The organism is Bradyrhizobium sp. NBAIM18, from assembly GCF_020193825.1.
GTDB lineage: Bacteria > Pseudomonadota > Alphaproteobacteria > Rhizobiales > Xanthobacteraceae > Bradyrhizobium > Bradyrhizobium yuanmingense.
The window spans coordinates 113,928-128,694 of the sequence record NZ_JADYVO010000003.1; the positions used below are offsets into that span (position 1 = coordinate 113,928).

At 60.3% G+C, this 14,767-nt stretch carries 15 protein-coding genes; 2 read left to right on the forward strand and 13 right to left on the reverse strand.

Translation table 11 applies throughout. The features are described 5' to 3' along the window. Nucleotides 1-29 precede the first annotated feature (29 nt). From I6F17_RS08050 to I6F17_RS08080, 7 genes are all read right to left on the reverse strand, one after another. Nucleotides 30-938 (reverse strand): type II secretion system F family protein, encoded by a 909-nt coding sequence (locus tag I6F17_RS08050; RefSeq protein ID WP_036008129.1) that lies wholly within the window; start codon nucleotides 936-938, stop codon nucleotides 30-32. Further along, nucleotides 935-1,867, reverse strand: a complete 933-nt coding sequence (locus tag I6F17_RS08055) for a type II secretion system F family protein (protein ID WP_225125392.1) — start codon at nucleotides 1,865-1,867, stop codon at nucleotides 935-937. Before I6F17_RS08055 ends, I6F17_RS08050 begins: the two co-directional genes overlap by 4 nt. Further along, nucleotides 1,864-3,246: a CpaF family protein gene (locus I6F17_RS08060; RefSeq protein ID WP_225125390.1), complete on the reverse strand. Its 1,383-nt coding sequence runs from the start codon at nucleotides 3,244-3,246 to the stop codon at nucleotides 1,864-1,866. The genes I6F17_RS08055 and I6F17_RS08060 overlap by 4 nt, the downstream gene beginning before the upstream one ends. Continuing rightward, nucleotides 3,243-4,445 carry an AAA family ATPase gene (locus I6F17_RS08065; protein WP_036031703.1) on the reverse strand — a complete coding sequence of 401 codons (1,203 nt, stop codon included), beginning with the start codon at nucleotides 4,443-4,445 and terminating at the stop codon, nucleotides 3,243-3,245. Before I6F17_RS08065 ends, I6F17_RS08060 begins: the two co-directional genes overlap by 4 nt. Continuing rightward, the gene (cpaB, locus tag I6F17_RS08070) at nucleotides 4,445-5,413 is read right to left on the reverse strand and encodes a Flp pilus assembly protein CpaB (RefSeq protein ID WP_225125379.1); all 969 of its coding nucleotides are present in this window, start codon (nucleotides 5,411-5,413) and stop codon (nucleotides 4,445-4,447) included. The genes I6F17_RS08065 and cpaB overlap by 1 nt, the downstream gene beginning before the upstream one ends. Before the next feature lies 1 nt (nucleotide 5,414). Beyond that, nucleotides 5,415-5,921, reverse strand: coding sequence for a prepilin peptidase (locus I6F17_RS08075; protein ID WP_225125377.1), 507 nt, complete (start codon nucleotides 5,919-5,921; stop codon nucleotides 5,415-5,417). Nucleotides 5,922-6,025: 104 nt separating this feature from the next. Next, nucleotides 6,026-6,235 (reverse strand): hypothetical protein, encoded by a 210-nt coding sequence (locus I6F17_RS08080; RefSeq protein ID WP_036008144.1) that lies wholly within the window; start codon nucleotides 6,233-6,235, stop codon nucleotides 6,026-6,028. 1,833 nt (nucleotides 6,236-8,068) lie between these two features. On the opposite strand from I6F17_RS08080, the gene I6F17_RS08085 reads away from it, so the two are divergent. Next, a complete protein-coding gene (locus I6F17_RS08085) occupies nucleotides 8,069-8,305 on the forward strand; it encodes a hypothetical protein (RefSeq protein ID WP_225125374.1) in 237 nt (78 codons plus the stop codon). A gap of 419 nt (nucleotides 8,306-8,724) precedes the next feature. On the opposite strand, the gene I6F17_RS08090 is transcribed toward I6F17_RS08085, so the two are convergent. Further along, complete coding sequence (locus I6F17_RS08090; protein WP_225125372.1) at nucleotides 8,725-9,030, reverse strand: hypothetical protein; 306 nt, start codon at nucleotides 9,028-9,030, stop codon at nucleotides 8,725-8,727. Nucleotides 9,031-9,380: 350 nt separating this feature from the next. Between I6F17_RS08090 and I6F17_RS08095 the strand changes: the two genes are divergently transcribed. Continuing rightward, a complete protein-coding gene (locus I6F17_RS08095) occupies nucleotides 9,381-10,196 on the forward strand; it encodes a helix-turn-helix transcriptional regulator (RefSeq protein ID WP_036041918.1) in 816 nt (271 codons plus the stop codon). 18 nt (nucleotides 10,197-10,214) lie between these two features. Here I6F17_RS08095 and I6F17_RS08100 read toward each other — a convergent pair whose 3' ends face one another. From I6F17_RS08100 to I6F17_RS08120, 5 genes are read right to left on the reverse strand one after another with little or no spacing between them, the layout of a single operon-like run. Then, nucleotides 10,215-10,934, reverse strand: a complete 720-nt coding sequence (locus I6F17_RS08100) for an ABC transporter ATP-binding protein (RefSeq protein WP_036041895.1) — start codon at nucleotides 10,932-10,934, stop codon at nucleotides 10,215-10,217. Further along, entirely contained in the window at nucleotides 10,927-11,652 is a 726-nt protein-coding gene (locus I6F17_RS08105; protein ID WP_225125370.1) for an ABC transporter ATP-binding protein, read from the reverse strand. Before I6F17_RS08105 ends, I6F17_RS08100 begins: the two co-directional genes overlap by 8 nt. Beyond that, nucleotides 11,649-12,680 (reverse strand): branched-chain amino acid ABC transporter permease, encoded by a 1,032-nt coding sequence (locus I6F17_RS08110; protein WP_225125368.1) that lies wholly within the window; start codon nucleotides 12,678-12,680, stop codon nucleotides 11,649-11,651. Before I6F17_RS08110 ends, I6F17_RS08105 begins: the two co-directional genes overlap by 4 nt. Continuing rightward, nucleotides 12,664-13,533 carry a branched-chain amino acid ABC transporter permease gene (locus I6F17_RS08115; protein ID WP_036041891.1) on the reverse strand — a complete coding sequence of 290 codons (870 nt, stop codon included), beginning with the start codon at nucleotides 13,531-13,533 and terminating at the stop codon, nucleotides 12,664-12,666. Before I6F17_RS08115 ends, I6F17_RS08110 begins: the two co-directional genes overlap by 17 nt. After that, nucleotides 13,534-14,766 carry an ABC transporter substrate-binding protein gene (locus tag I6F17_RS08120; RefSeq protein WP_225125365.1) on the reverse strand — a complete coding sequence of 411 codons (1,233 nt, stop codon included), beginning with the start codon at nucleotides 14,764-14,766 and terminating at the stop codon, nucleotides 13,534-13,536. Nucleotide 14,767 lies beyond the last annotated feature (1 nt).

The following is a 14,767-nucleotide window of genomic DNA, read 5'->3' on the forward strand; positions in this document are numbered from 1 at the left end:
GCTCTTGGAGAGGGCGATTGTGCTCATGGCTACTTTCCGAAGCTGGCGAATGAACGCACGAGGTGCAGAACGGGACTTCCTCCCATGATGACGAACATCGCTGGGAGCAGGAACAGCACCATCGGAATGGTCAGCTTGGCGCCCAACTTGTGCGCCCTTTCTTCTAGCTTGGTGATTCGTTCCCGCCGCAGGTCGAGCGCGATACTGCGTAGCGCCTGGCCCAACGGCGTTCCGTACTGCAAGCTCTGGCTGATCATCGTGCCAAACCGGCGAAGACCATCCGAAGTGACCGCCAAGTTCTCGAATGCTTCGACGCGACTTGGCAGTATCCGGAGATCATCAAGGAGTCGGTGCAGCACCCAGGCCATAGCAGGATTGGTCGACTTCATTTCTTCGGCGACGCGCCCCAGCCCGCTTTCCAGGCCCATTCCCGCCTCGCTGCACACGATCAGCAAATCGATCATATCCGGCGTGCCCAGCCGAATGGCAGCATCAAAGCGCCGCTTCATCACCGACAGAGCCAATCGCGGACCCAAGATTCCGATCACCACACCCATCAGCGTGAAGACCAGCACGTCGGCAGGTCTCCTTCCCGAAAGTTGCGCCAGAAGCAGCGCAATGACCGGCAGCGCGAACATGCTGACGATCTTGATGCCGATCCAGATCGGCAAGGTTCTATGATGATTGAAACCAGATGAGTGGAGGACCGTTCGTAGCTCCTCCAGATTCTCCTCGGCGTAGAAGCGCCGATAGCGCATGCCCAGCCACGAGAACCAACCGGTCAGGTCTTTGAAGGGGGCTGAACGGTAAGGGATACCCATCACGGCGTTTGAGACCCGCGTGTCCAATGCACGGACGTGTAGTTCGCGGATGATCAGCATGAAGGCCGCCGTTCCAGCTACGACTGCGAGGGCCGCCAGCCCCAGACCAAAAGTCATAGTTCTGTTTCCCGCCTGACCATCCAACTTATCACCAGATGCCCGATGAGCACCGAGACTACCGCGTAAGCCAGAAGCTTGTTTCCGGTCGGGTCAGTGAACAGCAGATCGACGTTCTGCGGATTGGCCGCGTATAGCAATGCTCCGGCAATCAGGGGCGAGATCGTGAGTGCTCGCGAGGAAAAGATCACTTCTCCCGCCAGCGCCTTGGCGCGAGCAGCGAGCGCAACACGCTGACTCACCGTGTCGCCCAGCGTCTGCAAGGTCTCGGCCAAGCTGCCGCCGGACTTCAATTGAACCGCAAGTGTCACCGCAAACATCGCATACTCTGCCACTTGCGTTCGCCGATAGACGCCTTCGACGGCTTCCTCCGGAGGTCTTCCCAGATTCATTTCGCTGCACACGATTGCAAATTGTCCAGACGTCGGTTGCGGCATTTCGCGCGCGATGGTGCGAAATGCTTCGTGCACAGGCAGACCCGATCGAACCGTACTCGTCACCAGCTGAATGGCGTCAGGCAGCTGCCGGAAAAGTTGACTGGCGAACCGACGTTGCTGCCAGCCAAACAGACCTCGCACGACCACCACGGCGGCAATCGCAGCCGCGACAGACACGTAGAGAACGGAAAATCCCAGCAGGCGATTAGCGTAGAAGATCGCTGCTACGGCGATAGCGGCAGCAAGCAGCACATACGCCGGATGCCAGGCGTGAACCATCTCGGGCCTATAATTGGCCAAACGGTGGAGAAGCAGATACCGGGAGCCGGTCTCCGCCCGGCGAATGGATGGCAGACTGGCCGGATGGGAGGCCGGTAGAGCGACCGCCAGCCGGCGGTCCATGCGTCGCTCCCGGCCGTCGAGCCATAACGAGCCGACGGCTGCGCACATCGCGAGCACCAGAACAGCGACGATCACGGCCTCAGGTATCATATCTGCCTCACTGCCTCGGCCCAGGCGCGATCGAGCCCGAAATAGACGAGACGGCTCTTGAATTTCGGGACTGCAAGGGTGGCCCGGTAAGTGCCCGAGATCCGCCCATTGTCGTCCTCCTCCTGGTATTCGAAAGTTGCGATGTCATTGGTGGTGATCACATCCGATTCCAGCCCCATCACCTCGCTGATCTGGATAATGCGACGTTGCCCATCGCGCATGCGTTCGACTTGCACGATGAGATCCAGTGCAGCGACGATCTGAGTTCGAATGGCTCGCGACGGCAGATTCACCTGCCCCATCTGCACCATGTTCTCGATGCGGGTCAGGGCGTCGCGAGCACTATTGGCATGGACCGTGGAGATCGAACCATCATGGCCGGTGTTCATCGCCTGCAGCATGTCAAACGCTTCCGCGCCGCGCACCTCGCCCACGACGATCCGGTCAGGACGCATGCGCAGCGCATTCCACAAGAGATCGCGCTGTGTCACCTGCCCCGTGCCTTCAAGGCTGGGAGGCCGGGTCTCCAGGCTGATCACGTGCGGCTGCTGGAGCTGCAGCTCCGCCGCATCCTCGATGGTGACGACGCGTTCGCTGTGATCGATGAACTGGCTCATGGCGTTGAGCAGCGTCGTCTTGCCGGACCCGGTGCCGCCGGAGACCAGGACATTGAGCCGACACCGGGCGGCAATCTCCAGCAATTGTCCGACGGCTGCGGTCATCGAGCCGTTTTCGATCAGTGCGGCGATATCCAGGCGGCGGCTCGGAAACTTTCTAATCGAGATGCAGGGGCTGTGGATCGCCAGCGGCGGGAAGATGATGTTGACGCGGCTGCCGTCGGACAAGCGGCAATCCACCATCGGACTGGATTCGTCGATGCGCCGTCCAACTTGCGCGGCAATTTTCTGGGCCACCGATGCGATGTGATCATTGTCGCGGAAGCGCACCGCGATCCGCTCCAGCTTGCCGGCTCGTTCGACATAAACGTTGCTCGGCCCGTTGATCATAATGTCGTTGATCGATTGATCGAGCAGAAGCGGACGCAGCGGCCCATAGCCGGTCATGTCGTCGGCAATCTCGTCCGCCAGTTGAAGCTGCTCGCGACCCGACAGTTCGAGCCGTTCCTCATTGGCGATGCCATGGATGATTTCCTCGATCTGGCGCCGAAGGACGTCACGCGAAACAGTTGCGGCCACCGATGGCTCAATCTGCTCGATGACGCGTTCGCGCAGTGAAGCTGGCATCACCGGCCGGTCAATCGAAGCCTCGTCGCGCCTTGAGGTTGATGCAGGCACGCTTGGCGTCGTTGCAGCCAAGCTCGGCGTCGGTGCAGGCAAGCGAACCGGCGTTTCCTCGTCGCGCCTACCAAACTTTCTCATAGCCCCAGCAGCCTCCGCAGCCGTCCCTTCTGCTCGGCGCCAAGCCCCGTGATCTCCCGTACGATCGGCGCGAGATGGCGTCGCAGTGCAGATACGTGCTTCAGCGCGGGAATTCCGAGATTGACCGCCTGGGTCATGCCCTTCCCGAGATCGGGTACGACCATGTCAGGCTCTGTCCCCAACGCCTTGACCACCGCGGCCCTGGGAAGGCCCCCCGGGCGATTGGCACGGTTCAGCAAGGTGAAGACCCGATCCCTGCCGGCAATGTTGGTGACGGCGGCCCGCAGTGCGTGGGCATTGCGAAGTCCGGTCACCTCCGCCTCCAGCAGCACCAGCACGTGCCGGGAAAGAGAAATCACCGGATGGATGGATGACGGAAACGGGACCGGGACATCGACAACGATGTAGTTGAATCGTTGGCGGAGCAGGCCAAGGACGTGCCTCACGCCCGCTTCGGTGATGTCGAGCTGAGCGTCCAGTTCCTCATCGGCGGAAATCAGGCTGACTCGCTCGTTGACTGCGATTGCGGCGCGCTCGAGGAACAACGTGTCCGCCCGCATCGGGTTCTCCAGGGCGATGCGCAGGCCTGGTCCGGGCTGAACACCCAGCATCACGGCTGTTTCGCCGCCTTGAAGATGAAGATCGAGCAGCGCGACCTTGGCCTTGGTGGTCTCCGCCAGTTGCAGCGCGAGATTGATGGCGATGCTCGTTGCGCCGGCACCGCCCTGCGCGCCGCAGATCGAGATCACATGCCCGCCTCGGTCGGTCGGCGCCGGCGCACGATCGCCCAGCAGCTTTGGGCGCAGCTGGTCCAGCACCATGTCCCGCGTGATCGGTCTCGGCAGGTACTCGGTCAGGCCGAGCTCCATAAGCGCGCGATAGAAGGTGATCTCCCTGCTTTCACCGATCAGAGCCACCCGGACATCGGGCGGACAGACGCCGGCCAGCCGCTCCAGTTCGGCAAATGGATCATCGATACCACTGATGTCCGTCACCAGGGCGAATAGTTCGGTGTCCGTTTCGAGCATCCGTATGGCATTGCGGATCGTGCCCCGCTTGATCGAAATATTGCTGCCTTCAAGGCCCTTGCGCAGAGCCGCGGCACTCAATTCGTCATTGACGAAGCAGACGATTCGATTGCGGGCGACAACAGACGTCGCTTCTTCAGGAGTGCTGAGGGCCGCTATGTTAACGCTCATCAACGTTTCTCCAGCAACTTGCCTGCCTGAACCACCATCGTCGCTCCGCGGCGGGACACTTCCGACCCGTCGCAGTTGATCGGAACGTCGCCGTCGGCAGATTCCTGTTTCCTGACGGAGTATTGTTTTATCTGACCACCGGAATGAACAACGACCGCTGCTGTCCGGCCGGCAATCGCATTTTGGCGGGCGATTTCCGGCGACACATCGCAGCTGGACATGGCGCCAGTGTCCGCCGTATCCCACTGCTCGACTGCGGCCCGCACCGCCAGGGAAAGCGTTCCGAGCTGCCTTGCGACCGTGATCTTCTTGACCTGGTCCGGGGCAAGCTCCAACGATACAGTCTGCGCTTGCTTGCCGGCCACCGAGCCGGCTACCGAGCTTACGGTTCGGCCACCCTGCATGATTTCCTGGTCAATCGCGATGACTCGAACGTTTCCTAGAACGGTCTCGCTCAGGGCCCGGCGCGCGGGATCTGCCTTCTCGAACACCTGGGTCAACAAGACATCAACATGATCACCCGGCCTGATCAGCCCCGACACGCCAGACTCCTCGTCCACCTTGATGCTGATCGCACGGCTATCCGGTGCCAGGACGCTGGCCAGGAAGCCACGATCCCGAGGTCGCAATACGTCCTGCAAGGTGATGGGACTGCCAGCGTCGACGAACTTGCGGACCAGAGAGCCGGGAAGTCCGGCCTTCGAGTCCGGTGTTTCCAGGATCGCCCCTGCGGGAAGGCGTTCAGGCGACACCGAGCGCACGGCGAAATCTTCTTCGCGGGCCAATGTACCTTTCGACAGCGGACGTGCCGCGACAAAATACCCGATAGTCGAAGGAGGCGCCGGCCCTTGCGCCGTAACCGTTACCGGAACCTGTTTCGGCAGGTTCATGTTGTAGGCGATCAGCCCGAATGCGGTGGTTGCGAGCAAGAGCACCAGGATGATCGAGAGGCGCAACGTGGATGACATGTCAAAATCCTCTGCTCGAGATGGTCCAGATGCCACCGCACGCTATGGCCACCCCGTAAGGCAGGGGCGCGTGTCGCACGTGGCGCCAGCGCTCGATCGCGTAGACGCGCCGTGCGAGCGACGAACCGACCGGCGCCAATTTCGGATATGGCAGGACGCGCATCACCAGATGCACCAGGGCAAGAATGCCCCCGGCCAGCGCGGTTACCGCCAGCAACTCAATCAAGCCTGTCGGCGGCAGGCCAATGGCCAAAGCTACCAGTAACTTGACGTCGCCTCCGCCAATCCCGCCACGCTGGTAGAGCGCGAGCAGCAGCAGGAACAGGAGCGTCGCGGCGATGAGGGATTCGGCAAATTGCATTGGGCTGGCAAGCTGACGGGCGATCCCGAGCAGCGCCAGCAAGAGACAGACGTCATTTCGGATCGTGCGGGTCGCGACGTCGAGCGTTGCGACATACAGCAACAACGAGATTTCCAGTATCGAGACGATGGAAGAAACCCAGCTCATGCATGCCTCAGGGTGGTGGGAAGGCACAGCAACAATAAGAATGGAGAGAAATAACATTCGGAGGGGGACACATTCCGATGCCCCCCTCTGGCCGGACGGCCGTATCAGACTGCCGCAGTAAAAGCGGTGGTGATCGCGGTGATCCCGCCTGTCAGCGCGGTTCCGATCGCACCGCCGGCCCCAACGCCGAACACAGCTGACACTGCGCCGATGATGCAAACCGCGACGATGATGTACTCGAATGACACCACGCCGTCCTGGTCCGTCCGCAGACGCTTCAACGCTTCCTTGGTCTCGATGAAATGATGCAACATAGAGGAATCCCTTCTTTCAAGATGGATTTTTCAGACACCTTGGCAACTTCAGCGGCTGCGGATTTATCTCCGGCCCCGCCAGCGACAAACTATTCATTAAATACCTATTAGCGTCAACATTTAATATATAATTCCGATTTTAAATCGACGCACTGCGAAGCGAGCCGTCACAACAATCTCAGAATCGACAAAAGCGCCGTAAATCAAATACGATAGCCGAACCAACAATCGGATCCTGGGCAGAGCGCTGGCAGGAGTCGGTAAGCAATCACCGGATTATTACGGATGAGCAGCGCTATAATAAGATTAATAGGTAATCATGTGAGGGCGACATAATCGACCGGATGCTGCGCCCCTGGCCCGCGCACATGGAGCAAATTCGCGACGTGCGAAGGCGCGACGCAGCACATCTGTCACGACGGGTGAGGTGATCCGTTCGAAGATTCCGATCGCACTGATCGCTGCCTTGCAGCCGCACGATTCCGTCAGTTGCACTGCCGCAATCATCAGTTCGTGTTCGCGCTTCGATATCTGCGCCGTTTGCAAGCAGAGGCTCGATGAACTGCACTCAATCGCAACTCGAGCCGGATTCGCTCAAGCCGAACGAAAGATGTCAGCTCTTCAGAAGCGGCGGGATGCACAGCGCAGTCGGCAAGACGTTGAGGCAACGGCGAATGCAGCCAGTCCCACCATCGTCCGGCGTAGCGCATCCGAATCTCCAGGCGAGCCAGGTACCGACTTTGCAGTCGGCACTACTCGCCAATACAGTCGAGCTTCGCAAGCGCAGATCACTTGCCGGCTGCCGTCCACCACGAACACCTTGTACCGCATGAAAGGGTGACCATCATCGTACCCGAATGTCCGGTTTAGGCAGCACCAAACCAGGTGCGACGCAACGAAACCTTTGTAAGTGTGGCAGTTCGGCTATACCTGCTCGTTCAAACCCTCGGTCGCGCAGCGGCAGTACCTCGTATGTCGTTACCTCAGTGGCGCTATCTCACTGCGTGCCAAAGCGTGCCCGGGGGGCCCGCGGGCGCAGTGACAACATCGACGCGAATCTCAAGCGCGCAATGGCCGCGTCTAGTTGCGATGCCCTTTGAAGTGCCGTCTGGCCGCCTTCCACGCCCGAAGGGCTGGAAGGACGAGGACGGCGAAAAGAACTCTGATTGGAACCGGCGTCATCCCGCGCTGCAAGAGTGGTGGGTCGTGAATGTCCAAGCGGCTGGCCGTCCTGTTGATCGTCACCGGAGATGGAGTTACTGCGCGCCGAGTAGGTGCCGGTCTGCGCGAGGGCAGGACAGCTACAACGAACAGAACGTTCACCAGCAGCCATATTCCCACTATGAGAAGGAAGCTACGCACGAGAACGACCATCGTTGATCTAATCTGCCGAGCTTACTCCTGCCTCATGCAGCCGGCAACACTGCGTTCGCGGACGGAGCCGCTTCGCCGCAGCCGGCACATTTGGCATCCGGCGATGCCGTTGGGCCTGAGCGCTTCGCGAACGCCCAGGATCGCTCGCAGCCTAGTCGGGCGCAACACTCGCGTCTGTGCGCTTTCGGACATTCAGGCCCTTCAGGTATGCTAGTCTATGCATCATCGGGCGAGAGCCGGACAGAGATGGCTCATCAGCCAAGACGGCCGACTTCAGCTTGCAATCCCTGAACCGGGGCTGGGTCATGGAGCATGGCTAAATATCGCAGCACTATGAGCGGCGAATTAGCGGTCCACATAGAACCAGTATCGAGCTTCGGCGGTTGACTCCCGGTGGATCCGAACAAGCAAACTGATTGTTCGGATCCAAGGATAATATTGAAAGCTACGCCGGCACACATGAAGGACCTCCGACGACGTTTGGAAAAGGTCCGCGCTGACGCCAGAGAATTTTCGATGATGAGTCGGCGGGCGACGGACATAGAAAAGCGCGAGCTGTTCAAGCGCTTGGCGGATGAGCTCGCCTTCGAGGCTCTCGAGCTCGAGCTGATCGTGAAGAAAAATCAGCCACCTGATCGGTGCGACAAGCACGAGGTCGTGGAATTTACGTTACCCTCTCCGCGAAAGCGCGGCTGACGCGAAAGAGGTTAAGCCGGCTAGATCGTGCGTGCATAACGGATCTTTGCGCATGACTCCGCCAGCGATCGCTGCGCCGCATCGAACTGCGCATTGCGCTTCGGGGGCCCAGATCCGGAACCTTCTGCTTCTGGTTCTGCAGCAAGCGGTATCTTGCTGCGACGGACAGAACACACCGTCCGTTCTGCCCGCTCCAGTTTCCTAATCTACGACAAGCACGTGACCGACTTGTCCCATCGGATCTGCGCGCTGTATCGAATGGATGAAGATATCGAAAGTAGGGAAACACCGAATAGCAAACGATCGTGGCAGAGCAGCGCGTGTTCAGATATCAGGCGGTGCTATGATTATGATCGTGCGACGAATGCCTGCAAATGGGCGGCCCTGGCCCGACCGCAAGATGTCAGATTCGTTGTTCATCAGTGCTCAGGAAATGCTTCGAACGCGTTCAGGACTTTCTCACTGAAGAGAGCCAGATTGGAGAGAAGCCCGGGAACTTGTTCCAGCGGGATCGCCCTTTGCTCGATCGCCCTGTTGAAAACACGCAACAATCTTGCAAGACCATAATTAAGAAACGCGCGCCGTGTTTTCCCTGAATTCGGAACGGCCAGCGCATCGCCTTCAATGATGATCTGATTCCCGGCGCGCGGATCCATCTCGAGCACGAATGTTCTGCAGGCGAACGCGAACTCAATCTCCTGAACGGTTAGGATCACACGCCTCAAGGTTCGCTACCTCCACCAACACCACGTTCGCTGAACAGACCCTGCGGGCAAATGCTGTGATACCATCCCTGGCGTAAGCATTCTGCTGAAAGCAGCCGCTCCACTATCTGCTATCGCAGTCTCTGCCGTGGATCGCCTTGGCGACGGCAGATCATGCCGTGATTTCACGAAGAGGGGCGATTTGTTCTTGGCGGACCTGCGCGAGAGCCGCTATATTTGGTGGCCGTCGCACGACAAGGCAGGTAAATCGCCCGAGTTCAACGAGCAGATCTAATCATCGGAGCAAGATCGTGTATCGCCCCCCTGAAATGCAGGTACGGTTTCCGCGGGACGATGCAGGCCTGCGGATGATGCAGCTGCCAGATCTGCGGATTAACTACACGCCGATCGATCCCGACTTTCTCGACCGCCCCGTTATATCCGTCTGCATTGAGACCCGGCAGAACGATGACGAATTGCCGATGCACGTGCATAAGAAGGGGCAGTTGGTCGTAGCCTCTCGCGGCTCGGTCATGTGCCGGGCGCCGGACGGTCTCTGGATTGTTCCACCGCAGGGGGCGGTCTGGATTCCAGGAGGCGTCCAGCACAGCAATTGCGTCTCATCATTCGGCAAGATCTATTGCGTCTTCATCGACCCCCGTGCAATGAAGCTGCCGTCCGGATGCTGCACGTTCACGATCTCGCCCCTTGTGCGTGAGCTGATCGACAGGCTTGCCTCGTTCCCTCCGCTATATCCTGTGGGCGGACCGACGAGCCGGCTCGCCCAGGTCTTGCTCGACGAACTGGTGCAGATGGACTCCGAGCAGATGTATCTGCCGATTTCACGCGACATCCGCCTGCAGCAACTCGCTGCGGCTCTCCTGCGCGATCCCGGTGACCGCAGCACGCTCGACGAATGGGCGGAGCGATACGCGATGAGCGAAAGGACTCTGGCGCGTCTCATTCAGAAGCAGACAGGATTGACATTTGGCCGCTGGCGCCAGCGTCTGCATATTCTGGTCGCGCTCCAACGGCTTTCGGCCGGAATATCGGTTCAGACTGTTTCACAAGATCTCGGCTATGAAACGCCAAGCGCCTTCATCACGATGTTCAAGAAGGCCCTGGGCAAGAGCCCCCGCCGGTATCTGGCCGATCGAAAGATCAGCGGTATCTCGAGGACAAACTGACGACAGCGCAAGTCGCTCTCACAAACCCAGATAGGCGCGCCGGACATCCTGATTGGTGAGCAGAGCGGCACCCGTGCCTTCGAGTACAACATGTCCGTTCTCCAGCACGTAGCCACGATCGCCGATCGAAAGCGAGTCCGCGACGTTCTGCTCGACCAGCAGGATGGTGGTCTTCTTGGTGTGCAGCATTTTGACAATATCGAACATTGCCCGAGTCAGTGATGGCGAAAGCCCGATAGACGGTTCGTCGAGCATGATGAGTTCGGGTTCGGCCATGATGGCCCGTCCGATCGCCAGCATCTGCTGCTCGCCGCCCGACAATGTGCCCGCGGCCTGCAGCCGCCTTTCCAGGAGCCGCGGGAAGAGCCCATAAACCTGCTGCATGTTGCCCGATCTGCGGGCTCTTGCCCGCTTGAGCGAGCCACCGATCAGCAGATTCTCCTCGACCGATAAATTACGAAACAGCTCGCGACCTTCGGGTACTTGCGCGATACCGAGTTCGCAGATCTCCCATGGTGGAAAACCCGCAATATTGGTGCCGCGCCAACGTATCTCGCCATCCAGGGGCCGGACGACCCCCGCGATCGACCGAATAAGAGAAGTCTTGCCGGCGCCGTTTGCGCCGACGACGCTCAGCAGCTCCTCCGGATAGATGCTGAGCGATACGCCGTTGAGGGCCGTGGATCCACCATAATCCACTGTAAGAGACCGTACCGTGAGAAGCGGCTCGTTAGGCACTGAACCCCTCCCCGAGATATCCGGCGACGACTTCCGGATGGCTGACGATGTATCGTGGTGTGCCTTCGGCGATCTTCGCGCCATGATGGAGAACAATAACATGCTCTGCGGCTTCCATCACGATACGCATGACGTGCTCGACGAGCAGGATCGACAATCCCCTCTCGGCCAGACGCCTGAGCACCGCGACCACGGCCGCAGCCTCAGGAGGCCGAAGCCCGGCCATCACTTCGTCGAGCAGAAGCAGGCGTGGCCGGGTCGATAGCGCCTTGGCAGTCTCGAGCATCTTGCGGTCGGGGAGCGTCAGCTTGCTGATGGCGGCATCGGCCTTCGGTCCGAGCCCCACCATGTCAAGCGCTTCGCGCGCTGCGTCTCTCGCCTCACTCACCTTTCGGGTCCAGCTGAACGCACCGATCATGACATTCTCGAGAACGGTCATGTCGCGCATGGGCCGGACGACCTGGAAGGTGCGGCCGATGCCGAGCCGGCATATGTCCTCTGCCGGAAATCCGGAGATGATCTCGCCGCCGAACCTGATCGACCCTTGCGTCGGCGGGAGGGCGCCGGCAATGAGATTGAAGCATGTCGTCTTGCCGGCGCCGTTTGGTCCGACCAGCGCGGTGATGCCTTCGCATTTCAGGCGGAAGCTCACATTGTCGACGGCAAGCAATCCGCCAAACCGGCGCGAGACGCCGTCGAGTTCGAGAAGATCAGTCACTTCTTGACCTGCTCCATCCGAAGGTTGCCGAACCAGGAGAACCTGGTGATGGATTTGGCTGAATTGACAATCGCTGGCCAGATCCCATCGGGTAGCAGCCAGACGACGGCAATCAGGGCGAGGCCGTAGCCGACGTTATTGAGGCCCGGAATCCCGAACTTGTTGCCGATCGCGCTCGCGAGATGATCCAGCGGCAACGTGATGAGAGTGCCGATCAGCGGCCCGAACGCCGTTCCGAGCCCGCCGACGATGGGACCGACCAGGATGTCGACCGAGATGCCCATGCCCATGATCGAATCCGGAAACACCGAGCCTTGAACCAGCGCGAGCAGTCCCCCGCCGATCGCGGCCCAGGCGCCGGAGAACGAAACGACGAGGATCTTGTGCAGGAACGTCCGCACACCGAGCGCGCGTGAGGCGTCCTCGTCGTCACGCATCGCGCGCCATACATAGCCGAGGAAGGATTGGCGAATGAGCGCCGTGGCACTGACGCCGAGCAAAACTGCGGCAAGCGAAACGAAATAGTAGAAGCGCGCATCACCACGCAGCATCCAGAACGAGTTCGGCCCGGAATGCGCCGGGAAGAACAAGCCTTGCATGGCTCCGACGAATTCCCAGCCGCTGAACACGACGCGGGCAAACTCGGCCGCAGCGATCGTCAGCAGCGCGAAATAAATGCCTCGGACCTCAAAGCGAAAGCTCAACCAGGCCAGCGTCGCGCCGACAATAGCTGCCAGCGCCATGCCGACGACCAATCCGAACCACGGGCTCAGACCGTAGCGGATGTCGAGGACCGCGACCGAGTAGGCGCCGATGCCGACGAACAGCGCGTGACCAATCGAGAGCTGACCGCCGAGCCCCAGCATGATGCTCCACGACTGACCGATGAAGGTGAACAGAAACACGATCGTCAGCAGCGAGATCAGATGGGAGTTCAACACGCCGCCGAGCATCGCCAGGACGGCGAAGCCAGCCAGACAGCCGATAACTGCACCACGATCCGGTAAGGCATCACGTTTCTTTTGCACCGAAGAACCCTCTTGGACGCACGATCAGGACAATCATCAGCAGGCCATAAGACAACGCCGACTTCAGCGAGGGGGCAAACAACAGCGCCGCAACTGCTTCCGTGAGACCGATCGTCAGCCCGCCAACGAGAGCTCCCACGAAGCTTCCGAGACCGCCGACGATAACCGTGACGAACGCCAGCAGCGTGAAATCGACGGCGAGGAACGGCTGGGCATCGAACAAGGGCGATATCAGCGCTCCAGCAACGCCCGCGCAGGCCGCGCCGATGCCAAACGTCATCGCGTAGATCTTCGGGATCGGCAGCCCGACCATCAGGCCGCCCAGCCGGTTGTCGGCGGCGGCACGGATGAACCGACCGAACGTCGAGTATTTGAGGAACGCCGCGAGCGCCAGGATCATCACTGCCGCAACCGTTGCCGCCTGCAGCCTGGCGAGGTCTAGCCGGATCGGCCCAAGGGCGATGGTCTCGAAGGAAAGGTGTGAGACCGAGGGGCGCGGGTCGGGTCCGAACGCGATCAGTTGCGCTCCGCTGAGGACCAGCGAAATACCGATGAACAAAATGAACTGGATATGGTGCGGCCGCGTGACGAACCGCTTCACCACCAACGTCTCGAGCCCGTAGCCGAACACGAACAGCAGAGCGCCGGCGCTGACCGCCGCGACGATCGTCGGAATCCCCCACCAGGCTCCGGCGCAATAGCCGACATAAAGACCGAACACGACCATCGCACCGTGCGCAAAATTGACGATGCGGATGACGCCGAAGATGATCGTCAGCCCCAGCGCGATGATACCGTAAACGAGACCCATGAGGATCCCGCTTGCAAGAACATTGCCCCACAACGTCAGCATCTAGCGCTTCTCGAATGGCACGAGAGGATACTGCGCCTTGTACTCGGCTATGCCATCGGGCCCGACTACGCGCGGCTTCGATTGCCTTGCCTGCAGCACGGTCACGGCTGCCCCGGTGTTCTGCCCAGTGGCATCGAACCTGATCGGACCGCTGTACATGAGCATGGGCTTCAGGTCCGTCGCCTTCAGCGCGGCGTGAATCTCGGACGAGACCGCCGATTTGGCGCGCACGACCGCGTCGGCCACGATCTGGACCGCCTCGAACGCGCATCCCGAATTGGCATCCATCCATTCGTTGGCATAGGTGGACTGGAACCGATCCACGATCGTCCGCGCATCTTCGCCCTTCGGATTGTACCAGAGGTTCGAGGACATCGCGCCATCAGCATACTTTCCAAGCGCGTCGTAGAATGCCTTGTCCGGCACGCCATTGCCGTTCGGCGAGAAGATCAGCTTAGGATTCCAGGCCTGTTTGATGCACTCCCGGATGATCATGATAGCGTCGTTGACGCGAGTGACTGAGACCAAGGCATCGGCGCCGGATGCCTTCGCTTTCGCCACCTCGACCGAGAGGTCGCGTGCCTTCTCGTCGTAGGGAATATATTCGAGAAGCTTGACGGGTAGGTCGAGTTCCTTCCAGGCCGCATCGAGGCTGGTCGCCGTCGACGTTCCCATCGTGTTGCTCAGATGCAGGACGACAGCGCCCTTTGGAGGATCGTTGACGCTCGTGACCAGCGCTCTCATTTCGGCGAGCGACTGGCGGACGATCGTGGCGGCGGGCGGATAGAAACGAAACACCTGCGTGAAGCCCTGCGAGGTGACCTGGTTGGCACTCGCGATGTGCACGACCATGGGCACCTTTGCCGCTTCCGCGGCCTGCAGGGCCGAGATGGTCGCGCCGGAGTCCCACGCACCGATCAGGACGTTGCACCCTTGCTGGATCAAAGAGTCGGCTGCGATCCTGCCGTTCTCCGGCTTGCTCTGCGTGTCCGCGTGAACGACGGTGATCTCGACGCCATAACGCTCCCTAGCGAATTTGGCGCCGAGATCGATGCCACGCACGCAAGACTGGCCCGGAAACGCAAGTATGCCGCTACTCGGCATGATCGCACCAACCTTGACGGGCGGCGGCACTGCCGCGCGAACCCAGGGTGCCATCGTCGCAGCCGCGAGCCCGACAGCGCCTTTCATCGCCGCACGTCGGTTGATCAGTGGTCCCTTGAGGCTGGTCATC